At 45.1% G+C, this 14,841-nt stretch carries 13 protein-coding genes; 5 read left to right on the top strand and 8 right to left on the bottom strand.

The features are described from left to right. Positions 1–88: 88 nt before the first annotated feature. The 3 genes from AC6CIF_RS13940 to adhP all read left to right on the top strand — a co-directional run bounded on the left by AC6CIF_RS13940 (position 89) and on the right by adhP (position 3,283). Complete coding sequence (locus AC6CIF_RS13940; RefSeq protein WP_498200079.1) at positions 89–862, top strand: SDR family NAD(P)-dependent oxidoreductase; 774 nt, start codon at positions 89–91, stop codon at positions 860–862. A 398-nt stretch (positions 863–1,260) separates the two neighbouring features. After that, on the top strand, positions 1,261–2,079 hold the full coding sequence (locus AC6CIF_RS13935; RefSeq protein WP_498200078.1) for a phosphotransferase family protein: 819 nt from the start codon (positions 1,261–1,263) through the stop codon (positions 2,077–2,079). A gap of 187 nt (positions 2,080–2,266) precedes the next feature. After that, a complete protein-coding gene (gene adhP, locus AC6CIF_RS13930) occupies positions 2,267–3,283 on the top strand; it encodes an alcohol dehydrogenase AdhP (RefSeq protein WP_498200077.1) in 1,017 nt (338 codons plus the stop codon). Between the two features lie 217 nt (positions 3,284–3,500). Here the strand turns inward: adhP and AC6CIF_RS13925 are convergent, their stop codons facing one another. Then, entirely contained in the window at positions 3,501–4,040 is a 540-nt protein-coding gene (locus tag AC6CIF_RS13925; protein ID WP_498200076.1) for a YbhB/YbcL family Raf kinase inhibitor-like protein, read from the bottom strand. A 139-nt stretch (positions 4,041–4,179) separates the two neighbouring features. Between AC6CIF_RS13925 and AC6CIF_RS13920 the strand changes: the two genes are divergently transcribed. Next, positions 4,180–5,058 carry a LysR family transcriptional regulator gene (locus AC6CIF_RS13920; RefSeq protein WP_498200075.1) on the top strand — a complete coding sequence of 293 codons (879 nt, stop codon included), beginning with the start codon at positions 4,180–4,182 and terminating at the stop codon, positions 5,056–5,058. On the opposite strand, the gene AC6CIF_RS13915 is transcribed toward AC6CIF_RS13920, so the two are convergent. The 7 genes from AC6CIF_RS13915 to AC6CIF_RS13885 all read right to left on the bottom strand — a co-directional run bounded on the left by AC6CIF_RS13915 (position 5,055) and on the right by AC6CIF_RS13885 (position 12,660). Further along, positions 5,055–6,611 carry a glycoside hydrolase family 32 protein gene (locus AC6CIF_RS13915; RefSeq protein WP_498200074.1) on the bottom strand — a complete coding sequence of 519 codons (1,557 nt, stop codon included), beginning with the start codon at positions 6,609–6,611 and terminating at the stop codon, positions 5,055–5,057. The genes AC6CIF_RS13920 and AC6CIF_RS13915 overlap by 4 nt on opposite strands. A gap of 79 nt (positions 6,612–6,690) precedes the next feature. Further along, positions 6,691–8,145, bottom strand: coding sequence for a levansucrase (gene sacB / locus AC6CIF_RS13910; protein WP_498200073.1), 1,455 nt, complete (start codon positions 8,143–8,145; stop codon positions 6,691–6,693). Positions 8,146–8,383: 238 nt separating this feature from the next. After that, complete coding sequence (locus AC6CIF_RS13905; protein ID WP_498200072.1) at positions 8,384–9,229, bottom strand: PRD domain-containing protein; 846 nt, start codon at positions 9,227–9,229, stop codon at positions 8,384–8,386. Positions 9,230–9,238: 9 nt separating this feature from the next. Next, entirely contained in the window at positions 9,239–10,786 is a 1,548-nt protein-coding gene (locus AC6CIF_RS13900) for a PTS transporter subunit EIIC (RefSeq protein ID WP_498200071.1), read from the bottom strand. A gap of 379 nt (positions 10,787–11,165) precedes the next feature. Beyond that, the gene (locus tag AC6CIF_RS13895; protein ID WP_498200070.1) at positions 11,166–11,408 is read right to left on the bottom strand and encodes a hypothetical protein; all 243 of its coding nucleotides are present in this window, start codon (positions 11,406–11,408) and stop codon (positions 11,166–11,168) included. A gap of 39 nt (positions 11,409–11,447) precedes the next feature. Next, entirely contained in the window at positions 11,448–11,651 is a 204-nt protein-coding gene (locus tag AC6CIF_RS13890) for a hypothetical protein (RefSeq protein WP_498200069.1), read from the bottom strand. A 79-nt stretch (positions 11,652–11,730) separates the two neighbouring features. Further along, a complete protein-coding gene (locus tag AC6CIF_RS13885) occupies positions 11,731–12,660 on the bottom strand; it encodes a DUF5050 domain-containing protein (protein ID WP_498200068.1) in 930 nt (309 codons plus the stop codon). A gap of 212 nt (positions 12,661–12,872) precedes the next feature. Here AC6CIF_RS13885 and AC6CIF_RS13880 point away from each other — a divergent pair, with 212 nt between their 5' ends. Continuing rightward, positions 12,873–14,834, top strand: coding sequence for an AraC family transcriptional regulator (locus tag AC6CIF_RS13880; protein ID WP_498200067.1), 1,962 nt, complete (start codon positions 12,873–12,875; stop codon positions 14,832–14,834). Positions 14,835–14,841 lie beyond the last annotated feature (7 nt).

The raw sequence follows: 14,841 nt of genomic DNA, 5'->3' as shown, positions 1-14,841 counted from the left end.
CATGAAGCAGGTTCTCGTGACCATTTAATAGTCAAAGTATACTTAAGCCAGTTGATGAGATCAACAATTCCAGGCAAGGAGAATGAATATGACAACCATTGCAGGACAAATGTTGGCGAGCAAGGTAGTGATGATTACAGGTGCAGGGCGAGGCATTGGAGCTGAGGCAGCAAGGCTGTTTGTACAACAAGGAGCTTCTGTAATGCTCGTCGCAAGAACAGAGTCTGAGTTGCGTAAAATCAGGGATGAAATTGTGACGTCGGGCGGAGATGCAGCATATTTTACAGCCGATCTGTCAGATATAAGCAACGTTGAAGAAGCTGTTAAAGCTACAGTGGAACGATATGGTCGTCTGGATGCTGCTTTTAATAATGCAGGCGTCGGGGTCACAGTATCATCGCTGGTGGATGAAAGAGAAGAAGACTTCGATCTGATTCAGTCCGTAAATTATAAAGGAGTCTGGCTGTGCATGAAAGCCCAGATTAAAGCTATGATGGAGACTTCAGGTTCAGGTTCCATTGTTAACACCAGCAGCGTGGGTAGTTTGAAGGGGAATCCGGGATTGGGAGCGTACGGGGCATCTAAACGAGCGGTAAACAGTCTGACTCAAACGGCTGCGGTCGAATATGGGCCAGCGGGTATCCGTGTTAATGCCATTGCTCCGGGAACCACAATGACGGATATGATTCAGCAGTGGGTTTCTATTAACCCTGACATCATTGAACAAATTAGTGCTAAGACACCTCTCAGACGTCCGGCCGAACCTATTGAGATTGCTAACGCAGCCGCTTGGTTGCTTAGTGATTATTCCTCTTTTGTTACCGGAGTAGTATTGCCTGTAGACGGTGGACTTAGTGTATAGAGATTCGGTGGCTACGGTCTGAGTGTCTTAATTGATGTCGATAGAGAGTCAACTTGCATGCAAAATAGGGGCCGGGTCACTCACTAGCGTGAGTACCCTGCCCCTTGCTTTGATATACATAGGAAATATACAGACCTTAATCAACACTTTAACAGATCGAAAAGAAACAGTCTATTTTTTTGGAAAAATATTCTATATATTTAGGTAGCTGGCCGGCAAAATACAGTTGAAACGGAGCATAAATCAATGATGTCCAACAACCATCTTACTCGTAAAGAATTACAGGATTATGTACAACATGTATTTGGTGCCAGTTACCTCATAACGCAGAGTACAAGAATACATGGAGGCGCACAAAAAGTCATTTACAAAATTGACTGCACGAATGGTTCACTTGTATGCTGTACGTTTGGGATATTTCCAGCAACTATTTTCAGCAAGAGATCTTGAATGACCCCACTTTCCACAGTTCCTATGGCAGCGAACTTTTCTCTTTGAATACTCGCTTTCTCGCTCAACATGGAATTCGAACGCCGACCTTGTATGACCTAAATAGCGATAGAGATCAGCACGCTTATGATTTCGCTCTTGTTGAGTATGTGGATGGACAGAAGGCCGAGGCCTATTTCCAGCATAAAAATCACAAAGATCGGGATGCGTTATTTCAACGGATCAGGGATATGTTGTCTAATATGCATGGAATCCAAAGGAACGCTTATGGAAACGCCAACGATAAAAGCAAAAAGGCTGGGCCTTGCTACCAAGTTCAGCGGTTGGATGCCCAAACAGCTTTATCCTATGCATCCAAACACATGACAGATATCAGGAAAAATAACGAAAGGCTGCTTGAGAAACTTTACGAGTTGGAAGCAGCAATTCAACCCAGAGATCTCTATAGTTTCATTCATGGAGAGCTAGGTCCGGATCATATATGGATAGATCATGCGATGCAACCATGTCTTATTGATATTGAGGGCGCAGAATTCTTTGATCTCGAATATGAGCATAGCTTTCTGGAGTTTCGATTTGGAGACTTTTATCACGATTTAGTAAATAACGATCTCGACCCGGAGCGGATGAACTTTTATCGATTTTGCCATCATCTATCCTTGACATCAGGTGGATTGAAACTGCTTCACAGACAATTCCCCGATCAGCAATTCGCTAGAGGTCTCGCGGAGTATCATGCCAGATGTGCAGTTCAGATGCTTATGTGATAAGAACAATAAACATGAATATGGATATAAATGTGACAGGCTGCATTACCATTTCTTCGTCCGTTCAGCTTCTAGCTTATGGGCAATTTCTTGCATATTTTCAGAACCAAATTCGAATCATATGGGGAGTGTAATACTTTCGCCCAAGTACAAATCAGCAGAATTGTTAATCAAAGGAGATTTCCAGATGAAAGCTGCAGTTGTGACAAAGGACAAGAGGGTCAGTGTAGAGGAAAAACAACTTCGCCCCCTCAAACATGGCGAAGCGCTCGTTCAAACTGAATATTGCGGAGTGTGCCACACGGACTTACATGTAAAAAATGCCGATTTTGGTGACGTTACGGGCAGGGTTCTCGGTCATGAAGGCGTTGGAAAAGTCATTCAATTAGGGGAAGGGGTAACCAACCTAAGTATCGGCGATCGAGTCAGCATTGCCTGGTTGTTCGAAAGCTGCGGTCACTGCGAGTATTGCTTGACCGGGCGGGAAACGCTGTGCCGTGTGGTCAAGAATGCAGGTTACACGGTAGATGGCGCAATGGCGGAACTATGCATCGTTACGGCCGACTATGCGGTAAAGGTACCGGATAATCTCGATCCTGCTGCTGCAACCAGCGTAACTTGCGCCGGAGTTACCACCTATAAAGCGGTAAAAGTAAGCAATATCCAACCAGGGCAGTGGATCGGTATTTTCGGCATCGGTGGTTTGGGTAACCTGGCTGTGCAGTATGCAAAACATGTGTTCAATGCCAAAGTCATAGCCTTTGACATCAATGAAGAAAAACTGGAATCGGCGCTGAAGGTCGGTGCTGACCATGTGGTTAACAGCTTGAAGGACGATCCGGTCTCCAGAGCCAAAGAGTTAACAAACGGGTATGGACTGGATGCAACCGTAGTTACCGCTGTTGCGAAAACGCCTTTTAATCAAGCCATCGATGTTGTAAAAGCAGGCGCTCGGGTCGTCGCGGTAGGACTTCCGACGGACAAGATGGATCTTGATATTCCACGCCTCGTTCTCGACGGTATACAAGTCATCGGCTCCTTGGTTGGCACGCGGGAAGACTTGAAGGAGGCTTTCCAGTTTGCCGCAGAAGGCAAAGTCGTTCCCATCGTAAGCAAACGTCCGCTTGAAGACATTAACCACATCTTCAAGGAGATGGAACAAGGCAAAATCCAGGGACGCATGGTCATTGATTTTACGAAGTAATGAGACCAGAATATCAGATCCAATTGTAACCCGGGGACCAGGTGAAGCTTTAGGTAACCAATGTCCTGAACGCTGACAGGCTATGATTATAAATCATAGTCTGTTTTTTTGTCCTGTTACCCTACAGTCAGAGCCGCATACTAAGTCGCTAAAATAGCGACTTGGTATGCAACGATGTGGAGTAATACTTCTTAAATTTATTTTATGAAGACGATGATCATCTTTCTAACGTTGCCATGATCACTGCTCTTCCTAAAGTATGAGTAAGCATGTTAAAGCCTAGAAAAGCAGGTGTTGCATCAGCCGTAATACCTATATCCTCAACATCCAGAGCATGAACGATAAAAAAGTAACGATGTGGTCCATCTCCAACGGGTGGTGCAGCACCAATGAAACCTGTAAACGAGGCGTCGTTTTTCAATTGAATGGCTCCATTAGGCAAACCAGTGCCCTCCTCACTTCCTGCTCCAGTTGCCAATGCTGTCACGTTAGCGGGGATATTATAGACAGACCAGTGCCAAAATCCTGATCCCGTTGGAGCATCGGGGTCATACACCGTAATTGCGTAACTTTTTGTCCCTTCGGGAGCGCCGGACCATCTCAATTCAGGTGAAATATCTTGTCCGCCTTCTACCCCAAATTTTCCGGAAAGCTGTGGAGCAGATAATACACTATTTTCAGAGATATCCGAACTTGTCATATTAAAGCTGGCTACTTCAGGCAATCTTGCAAACGGATTATTTTGCTCGTTTTTCATTTTGAACCTCCAAGTGATATGGGCTTATATTCAGGAGACGGCCGTTCCTTGCTTCGAAGTATATCAAATATTAAATCATTGTAAAAATAGATAGTTCGAATTATAATCATTGTGATTTCGAATGATTGGAGAGACAAAAATGGAACTGAGGCACCTGGAGGCTTTTAAAGCTGTTTGCGAACAGTTACATTTCACGAAAGCAGCTGAACTGTTAAACATTGCACAGCCAACGTTAAGTCAGCAAATCAAAGCGTTAGAGGATGAGATCGGGACTCCCCTGTTGGATCGGATGGGCAAGCGAATTGCAGTAACAGAAGCAGGACAGATTCTTTATGAACAGTGCAATCAGATTTTCAGAAACCTGAACTATGCTTATGATGCGATTAACGACTTGCGCACGCTGCAACGAGGAAAATTAGTCTTGGGAGTACTACCGTGTGATGTGGATGAACTTTTGACACCAGCCATGATTGAATTCCATCAAGAGTTTCCGAATATCCAGCTCCTCATTCAGGATTCTAATCGAATTGTCGAAGAGGTGTTGGCGGGAAACATCGATATCGGCATTACCACAGTTCCTGTTATGGAAGACAGCAAGCTTGTCCATTTGCCTTTATATACGGAACAATTTTCAGTAGCCGTATCAAAAAGCAGTGAATTGGCGGGACGCTCGCAAATATACTTGAAGGAACTTAAAGATTTGAGTCTCGTGATGTTTCCTGATCATCATCATTGCCGCAAGTTGATAGATTCCTATTGCGAGAACCAAGGCTTTGATTTAAACCCCATTATCGAAACGTCAGCCATGATTTCATTGATGCGATTAGTGAAAAATAATGTTGGCGGGACCGTTTTACCCAAGCCGCTTTTGCAAACCTGGGATGACCGATTCTATCATATAATCAATCTGGTTGAGCCTACACCCACACGAGATATTGGCATCGTGTATCGGGCTGACAAGTTCCTGGGGCAAGCCGGTAGAACGTTTATTCGTAAAGTACAGGAGGCCGCCAATTAATCAAAATATTTAATCTGAAGGTTGCTAAATACTGCCGTCCCCCCTTCAGTATATAGCGTGATTCCACGGTCGTTGGAGTGGGGGAAAATGATATTGGATAACACCAATGAACCGTCATCAACAAAGACCTCGATACTGGTCTTGTCTACCAGAATCTTGAGATGAACCTTGTTCTTCTCGGGAGTATATGCCGCTTGACTCTCCAAGTCTTGGCCACTCCTGTCAGGATTCCCGGTATATGCACGGTTCACATAGACATAGCCGCCTTCTACATTGACGCCGGTATCCACATGTCGGCTCTGGTCGTTGGATTCCCGAAGCCTTAATCCAACATTGTTGACCTTTGTCCACGATATATCAGCCTCAAGCTGATAGGAATCTCCCCTCACATGAAGTGCATGAGATCCCTTCACTGTAATCGGTTTGAAGGCAGACTTCGAGACTGCCGCTTGTTCCAGTGACTCAATCGGTCTTGAGATCAGTCGATACTGGCCCGTTTTGGATACAATAAGTTTAATTTCACGAACAATGGAATCCATGCCGTTGTAACCTTCCTGCAGTGTCGGCGTATTGTTGGCATAGTTCCAGTTATTCATCCAGGCGAATGCGTAGCGGTGACTGGATTTGTCACTGCTTGCCCCATCTTCAAATGTAACTCCTCCATACCAGTCGAAGCCATAGTCCAACCATTGTGGTTCATGAAGATCCGGAACAAATTCTGTGCCATTAAAGCTTCCGGTCCAGTAAGCGTAGGTGTTGGGTTGTCCTGAGGACCTGCCATTGGCGCTTACGCCGAGCACCCATTTAGAGGTTCCGTTATCTGCCCGCATCAGAAATAGATCAGGACATTCCACCAAACCCACGTTTTCCGTGAAGAAGCCTCCGGTATATCGCCAATTTTTCAAATCAGCCGATTCGTAGAATCCAATCTTCGTTCCTTCAGCCAGAGCCATAACCCATTTTCGGGATCGGTCATCCCAGATGATTTTAGGGTCTCTGAAATCCTTTTGTCCCGGATTCTTTAACACCGGTCGATCTCCATAAGGCTTAAACGTTTTCCCTTGATTGGTGCTGTACCATAAGAATTGTTCCTGCTGTCCACTGCTCGCAGAAGGCTGTGTCATAATGGCAACAAGCGCCCCTTTTCCAAAACCAGCTGTACCTGACGCATCCACAACCAGGGAGCCTGACCATGGATCACCGTTCCGGTTCGTGTATTTGGGAATTGCCACGCCTTCATCCTTCCAATGGACCAGATCGACCGATGTTGCATGCCGCCATTCCGTACCATTGCCTGTGGGATAATCACCGTTATACAGATAATAGTAGTGGTATTTCCCGTTCAGATATATCGGCCTTTGGGGATCGTTCTTCCACTTGTCTGGCGTTGTAAAATGAAAGCTAGCTCTTAGACTCTCCCTAGGAGAGGCTATTCCCGTATCCTCGGTAGGCCATCCGCTTTGGCTCAGGATCGGAATGATAGTGAAAGCGAGCGTGATCATACCATAGACAGTAAACCATATGACCATTTTCTTTCTGGTTTTGTTATTCATCACAGATACCTCGTTTATGAAAAAGAAAATGCCAATAGATATCGACATTTTCTTTCTTCAGACTTTCTGTGGAATTTGATTATTCCACTGTCAATTGTCCTTGTGCCAGAATGCTGTTCTTCACTACGGATGTTTTGGACCCTTTGATATTCACCAAGAAACTTGGTGCGAAGGTAGAACGATGATCTTCAAACATTCCTCGGTTGGTCATATAACTGGTGATCACTACGTTATTGCCTTGAACCTGCGGAATAGCAAAATGTGCATAAGTCCAGGTTACATCCTTAGGGTCCAGATCTTGATGCAATACAAGTCCAGTACCATTCAACGGCTTGTAAGGTCCTGTCAGAGAATCAGATACATAGCCCAGCATGTAGATATCTTCGTCATCAATGCCATCCACAAACATTTTGGCTCCTCTTGTATCCGTGAACAAATACCATTTTCCATTCAACTTAAAAATATTAGCGCGTTCAATTTCATCTGTTACTGTATTCGAGGCAATCAGCGGCTTCATCACTTGTTTTAAGGTATAGTCGTCATTCAATTCAATGATCCCCAGAGCGCCATTGGCCAGGGAGGCCAGCTTCCTATTAGGGCTTTGCAGCAATTTCTCCCTCTCGGCCTGGAAGAACTTCTTGCTTCCCTCGTAGAAGGCTCTGTTATTGAATGCATCCTCGCCCTGATAGCCCATTTCTGTTCCCGTATTGGCTTCGAAAACAAGGTATTTACGACCATTATCTTCCACATAGTGAGGATCTCTCAACGTATGATTGTCGGAAAAATCCCCCCCGCTGAAAGCCTGATCGACTGTTTGATACATTTTTCCGTCACCATCAAAGATCGACTTGAAATCTTCAACACCGTCCACCTTGAGCGTGTCCTCTGGAAGTTCGGAGACATTAATCTGAGCAGTCGTCAGGGTTTGCTTGCCATAAAATCCATTGGCCGGGTCCCAGCCATGACGATTGGTGTAGAACAGACGAATATGACCATCAGCAGTCAGTGTAGAAGAGCCGGACCATTCCTCTGCTTGGTGATTCAGAATTGGATCATTCGGGACGTCCTTGTCGGTGTTTTTGAACACTCTGCCTGCATTTTTCCAGGCATCAATGGATGTGTCTCCTGCTTTTTTGTAAAACATATAGATGAATGTGTCCCATCCCCGATCCGGGTCACCCGCCAAACCAAAGACGATTTGATAACCATGATACTCTGCTACAGTACCATCCGCATTCTGCAGCGGCCAGGTATCCCACACATCCATGTCGATGACGTTACCATTTTCATCACATCCTTTTGCGGAAGGGATATTTTGGATATCAGAAGCGTCAAACTGAGGAATCTTGAATTGTTCTTTAATTTGTTTCTCAGGGATTTTCAGGGCGTCTGCACGTGTAATATGCGAGATACCATAACTCTCTTTGTAGTCAGACTTCTTTTCTTTGGCTAAAGCCGAAACACCCCCACCTGCCAATAGTGCTGTTGCAAACGTTACTGCGGTCACTCTTCTCACAAGCTTCTGGATATTCATTGATTTTTCCCTCTCTCTTGTCATTTTTTCTGAAAAACAGAAAAAGACCTAAAAATCGCTAGGGTATGGTGGATACACCGATCCCAACGGACTTTTAGGTCTTGCCTGCTTACCAGTAACAATCCCGACATATTCAACTGTCGATAACTATTCTATAGGGTCCTATCAAAACTTGGCTATAGATCGAAACTCCCGATTTAGTTCAAGGACCAGAGACTCAGTATACCAAGCAAAAGAATCAATCCATGGATGGATTAAGTCGATGATCTATCCGGCTGATCTCCATGGCGATCACAACCAGTTGGCTTTCGGTAAAAGTATATCCATAATCCTCTTCAACCATTTCACCGATCTCGAGGGCCTGTGTATATGCTTCGGTAAAATTCATCCTTGCAATCGTTACAAGCTCCGGATTCAGTTCATTGCGAAGTCTGCCTGATTCATCCGTTTGCAGCATATTCTCAATCTGGGTCAAAAGTCTCTCATAGTTCGCAGACCCCCGATCCAGCACACCGGCAACATGTCCCACACCTTCTGCGATATCCCTGATCATGGCCGTCTTTTCCGGAGCCTTGTGGCGCATACCCGCATTCTTCCAGGCAGTATGGATATGCATGGCGATATAACCTACCTCATCTTCCGGGATGGCTACTTGTAATTTCTTGTGGATCAGATGCTTGGCATGAAGCGCGAGCTGGAACTCTCTTGGATAGAGGATACGAATCTCCTCAAGAAGCGTGTTTCGTATTTCGATTCCCTTGCCAATCCGCTCCAGGGCAAACGAGAGATGGTCTGTAAGCGCGATGTGAATATGCTCATGGAACGTGACACCCAATGATTTCTCGGCGAAAGTGATGATCTGCTGGGTGACCGCAATTTCTTCTTCGGGCAGGGTTCCCAGTATTTCCTGAAGGTGGTTGTACTGTTTTGGATCCGTCATCACAAACACTTTTTCAACAAGGCTTGGGTCTACAATATCATTTTTTCCTTTTCGGAAAACAATCCCCGCCCCCATGACAATTTTCTCTTCTCCATGATCGTTAACCACAGCGGCGTTATTGTTGAGTATTTTTTTGATCTTCATGTTAGTCTCCTATGCCTGTTCGTTAAGTTTATCAGTATCTGGTCGAACAATCCGATCCACGCCGAGCAGCAAGGTAACGCTAAAAGCCGTGGCTAGAGCAAGCACAAAACCGATCAGATAATGAACAAGATTCATCAACCCGGGCTGTACGATAAAAGCGATCATCGAGATTCCGGTTAGCCCAAATGAATTGGCCACGACCTGATGAAAAGCGACATATGCCCCTCCGGCGGCTCCTCCGGCAATAGCACCCAGAAAGGGGCGCCCAAGTTTAAGATTAACACCGTAGGTGACTGGCTCAGTGATACCGAACAGCGCCGTGATCGACGCAGGCAAAGCTATTTTCCTTAATGCTCCATCCCGGGTTCTGGCATACACTGCAAGACCGGCCCCTGCTTGCGCGATATTCGCCATGGACCAGATCGGAAGCAAGAAATTGAAGCCGATATCCGGATTGGATATCAATCCAACCTCGACAGCCTGAATCCCGTGATGGAGACCGGTGATCACGATGGAGCTGTATATCCCTCCAAGCAGAAGGCCAAATAGCAAGCTCCCGTAATTGAAGACATGCTCCAGAATACTTCCCAGCGAGCGCCCCAGACCAAGAGCAAGGGGTTCAATAACCAGTACCGCAAGGCTGCCCGCGATGCTAAAGCTTAAAAAGGGAACGAGAAGAACAGCTCCGGATGACGGTATCCATCGGCGTAGTTTTTTCTCAATTATCGTCAGCATAAACGCCGCAAGAACGGTTGGGATTATGGCTCCCTGATACCCGAATTGCGGGGATATGGGCAAAGCTTGAGCAAAGGCTGGATCTCCACCGATTTCGGTGAACGCAACAATCCCCGGATGAGTCATGACAATCCCAACAGCTGCACCAAGCGCTGGGGTTCCGCCGAACCGCTTGGCCGTGTTGTATCCGAAAAGAACCGCCATCAGCTGGAACGCTGAACCCGTCAGCAGTGTCAGAAGCCGGAACCACATTTGGCCAGGATCATCCCAACCGAATGCCCCCGCAAGTCCCAAGAGACCCAACAGCAGCCCAGCCCCGACGAAGAGCGGAATAATGGGCACCACGATATCAGAAAAAAATTGGAAGGCGTCCATCAACCTGCGCAACAGCGCTTTTGAATGAAGGCCCTTATCATTGGCCCATCTGCTAGCCGTAGACACGGAAGGCATTGGATGGGAATCAGTCTGATCTACTTCGTGTAGCCGTGGTGTGATAGGTCCATTCGGATCGTCTTCTTTGGGTATGGACGAAGCAGCTGACTGAAGCATGCCGTTCACCTGGCGATTAACCTTCGAGACAAGAGCGGGACCAAGAATAACCTGCAGTTGTCCAGCACGAACGAACACCCCTTGAATCTCCTGCATACCGTCAAGCCGTTCTTGTTCCACCAGTTCACTGTTCTGCAACCGGAGTCGGAGTCGTGTCGTGCAATGGGTGCTTTCAATAATATTGTCCGTTCCTCCGGACCATTCAATAAGTTGCGCAGCCAATGCCCTTGCAGAACTACGCCACTTTGTGACACTCCGGTCATCCTGCTGCATGGATGCTCCTCCCTGTTACTTCGCATTAAACGGACATCGAAGGATCGACGATCTAATCATGGAAAGTTGATCTTCTTCAAAAATAACAATTCCGTCATTTATGGCAATATTACTATTGTGACCACTTCACTTTCCAAAATCAATGGTCAGGAAATACCACTATTCTGAGGACAATGGCTCATCTTGGCTGTTCATCCATTTCCAGCAGACCGTCCACGCCGTGTTCGAAGTATATGCCGGAAGCTGGAGCGACTGGATCAGTTATGAGGAGAATCCGGTGGCTACCGGGGAAGAGTAGAAGAAGAATTAAACAGATATACCGTATGTAAATTGAAGTACATCCTCATGTCGGGATGTACTTTTTCGTTGTGGAGTGGTCCTAAAACCGGGAGAGTCTACAAGGGTCTAATTCATTTCTTGATTTGCCATCAATAATTTCGCTTGCAGCCAGATGCGCAATCAGCGGCGCCAGCGTAATTGCAGAATGCATTACCGTCAGATAAAGTCCATTCATGTGATCATGGAAGCCCACAATCGGATAACCGTCTGCAGGCATGGGTCTCCATCCGACCTTTATGCTCTCCAGTTCCAGTTGATTTCCGTGCTTCAGACTGCGACGCAATGTGTCATACGCTCGCTTACCGACCGCCAGTGGTCCGTTTTAATCCGACTCGTCGATATAATCTTCCGCAGCCAGCAGCGTATAATCTGTCAATTGACGCACTTCAAATTGCGCATTGGAGATTAATGTGTGTATCAGTTTATTCGCAGTTTTCATCCGAATCAGAATCGAAGGTGACGAAGTTACCGGCACGTGACAACCTAACGGGTTACAAAGTTCGGGTGTACCTGTTCCTGCGGCCAATACTACAACATCCGACTCCACAAAACCTTTGGACGTATGAACGCCAAGCAGGCGGGCGAATATAACCAGATTTATTTATTCACTTTCCATCAAGCCCAATTTTATATACATCTCCTTTTGGAAAGGTTACGAATGCAAGACTGTTTCCAACTTGTCCTAAGAAGCGGTCATAATAATCTATAGAAGCAAATTTATTCTTCTTACCTGTATAGCGATTATAAACATAAATAATACTTTTAGTATTGCCTACTTTGTCTATCGTATTTTTTCGGTAATAGAACTTATTATTCAAGTATGCTAAAGGATGAATATAACCATCTGATGCAAATGTCTTTTTTCTGGCTCCATCCAACTCTGCAAAGACACCTCTGGAACTATAGCCTCCATCTATCATCTCAGAAAAAAACAACACATTACCATAAAATTTGTATACTGACACACCTTTTGAGGATAATGATTTCGTTGCGGTACCATCTTTTTTCATACGATAAAACAAATCTGTATGCCGCTCCGTATAGTATACATACTCTTTATTAATCTCAAAATTATAAAAAGGAGATACAGGCAAAATAATCTGTTTCTTCGTACCATCTGTCTTCATTGAGCCATAAGATAAATCATCGTACAAATTACCATTGTATTCACTTTTCACAAAGTAAATCGTATCTCCAGCAACATCAAAACTTGCAAAATTATCATCTTGGGATACGTAAGCGAATGCCGAACCATCTGTTTTAATCTTAGCGATAGAATAATGATCTTCTTCGTCCTCTACTAAAAAATAAATCCAATTCCCAATAATTTTTTGCTGTGAAGCTTGCTTATTATAAATAGATTTCGTTGTGCTTTTTTTGCCTGTAAACGTAGTAAAATTAATACCCACCATTCTTCCGTTGTCGTTGTAACCCTCCCATATTAAAGAATTTTCAGAAGTTCCTGCACCATATGCAGGTACGACTCCAAATAACATGATCATACTTAATAGTGCTATTAACAATCTTTTTCCCATCTTGGCTCTCCCTAAAATATGTATTTTTATACATCTATTATTATAGATCGTTTTTTACCTGCAACACAATTCATTTAGACTTCGGAATATGTATATCGCATTGCAGCGGCTGTATTTCAGTTTTTTGCAAGTAGCCACTAATATTATTATATAATAACCTCACCACATAAAAGGCTGGCTTCAACAGCTCATGGAAGGAAGACAACTCTCTATTGAAAGCAACCTTGAATGTACAAGAACACATACTCATCTGGAATTGTGCATCGCTCAAAATCATGGATGTACGACATATTGTCATACAGGCCGACGAGTGCGTACGTCCTTACCTGTTCCCTGCCAGCGCCTTTTTGTACGTAACGAATGGCAATGCAACCGTGATCTTAGACGGAAATGAGCATGCTACCAAACCATTTTATATGCTTCATGGGGGCAAAAACACCCGTCTGGACATCATCCCAACGAACGAATCCTTTCATTATTACCTGATTTTCTACAAAGCCTCCTTACCGCTACCTGGCAAGCAGCATACACTTCAACAACCGGATCAACCATTGCCATTCCACCTCCAGTACGGTTTTATTCCATATCATCCTGCCATCCTCTACGAAATCACTGAGCGAATGCTGGGCGAGTGGAATAAACCGGGACGCTTGGAGCGACTCCATACCAAAACACTATTCTATCAATTTGTATATGAATTGCTCAGACAAATGGATCAACAGCAGGTAAGCATTGTTAGGCCTAACCTTGCTTCTCAGCTTATTCGCTATATGCAGGAGCACTACGCCAAGCCGCTGACGCGGGAAACACTCGCTCATACATTCCATTACAGCGTCCCTTATCTGTCCAAGTACTTCCGACGTGAAACTGGCGCAAGTCTAATCGATTACTTAATCGGTATTAGGATGAACAAAGCAGTAACGCTGTTGCAAAAGACCGAGTTATCTCTGCAAGAAGTCGCTGCAAGCGTTGGATATGCTGATGTATCCTATTTTATAAGAATGTTCAAAAAGCATACGGGAGTCACACCAAAGCAATTCAAGGATGAGTCCGGACAAGTGACAAGAGGTTCTTATCGTCCTATCCTTAGGCTTCGATCATCCATTGCTCCGCGTAAACTCCGTCGTTATATTGATATCAGAGATGATAATCATTATCAACATAGCGAAAAAGGAGATTTACGGATGTATAGAAGCAAACTACCTGTAGGAATTACCCTCCTGTTGTGCCTAACTCTATTGGTTAGCGCATGTTCCAGACCAGCAAACACGAATGGAAGCACTGGCAGTACGCAAAGTCCAACTGTAGGTGCAGAGAGTAATATCAGTAACACCACAACCGGCAGCTCGGAGATGGTAACCTATTCTGCGGTTAACGGTGAAGTACTAATCCCCAAAAAACCTCAAAGGGTCGTAATGGTTGCAGGAGCCTTTACCGGTCATTTGCTAGCGCTTGGCCTTAAGCCTGTTGGAACGGGTGATGAGTCCTTTAACAGTTATACAGAAGGAAAGCTGGATGACGTTGTCAACATCGGTAACGATGTACCCTACGAGAAAATCATGGAGTTGCAGCCGGATTTAATTGTCGTTTGGAATGACCCTGAAACGATCGAAAAGCTGTCCAAAATTGCACCGACCGTCGCTGTTGAATATGGAGTACCTCTGCGGCAGCAATTGATGGATTTTGGTAAGATGACTGGTAGAGAAGAGCAAGCGAAGGTCTGGATCGCAGAGTGGGACGCTAAAATTGCTGAATACAAACCACTCGTGGAGCAAGCGGTAGGTGATCGCACGGTTTCGATTTTTGATACGGGAAGTGCCAAAGAATTTTATGCCTACGGGAGCTTTGGTAGAGGTGGAGATATTATTTATGGCGAGTTCGGCCTGAAGGCACCGCCGATCATTCAGAAGGAAGCTATCGATAGCGGCAAAGGTTGGGCCAAGTTATCACTTGAATTGTTACCACAATATGCAGGAGACTATATCTTTATTAGTGGATGGACAGGTGATGAGAGTGGGGATTCCGTTTTTGAAGGTCCTATCTGGGATAACCTCCCTGCTGTCCAGAATAACCACGTTTATCGCGAGGAAAGCCGTGGCTTCGTGTTTAGTGACCCAATTTCGTTGGAAGCCCAACTTAAATTTGTCGTAGACAGCCTAACCAAAACAGAGTGAAATTGAG

It is taken from the genome of Paenibacillus sp. GQ49 (assembly GCF_059759055.1).
This window is presented reverse-complemented; position numbering and strand designations above follow the sequence as displayed.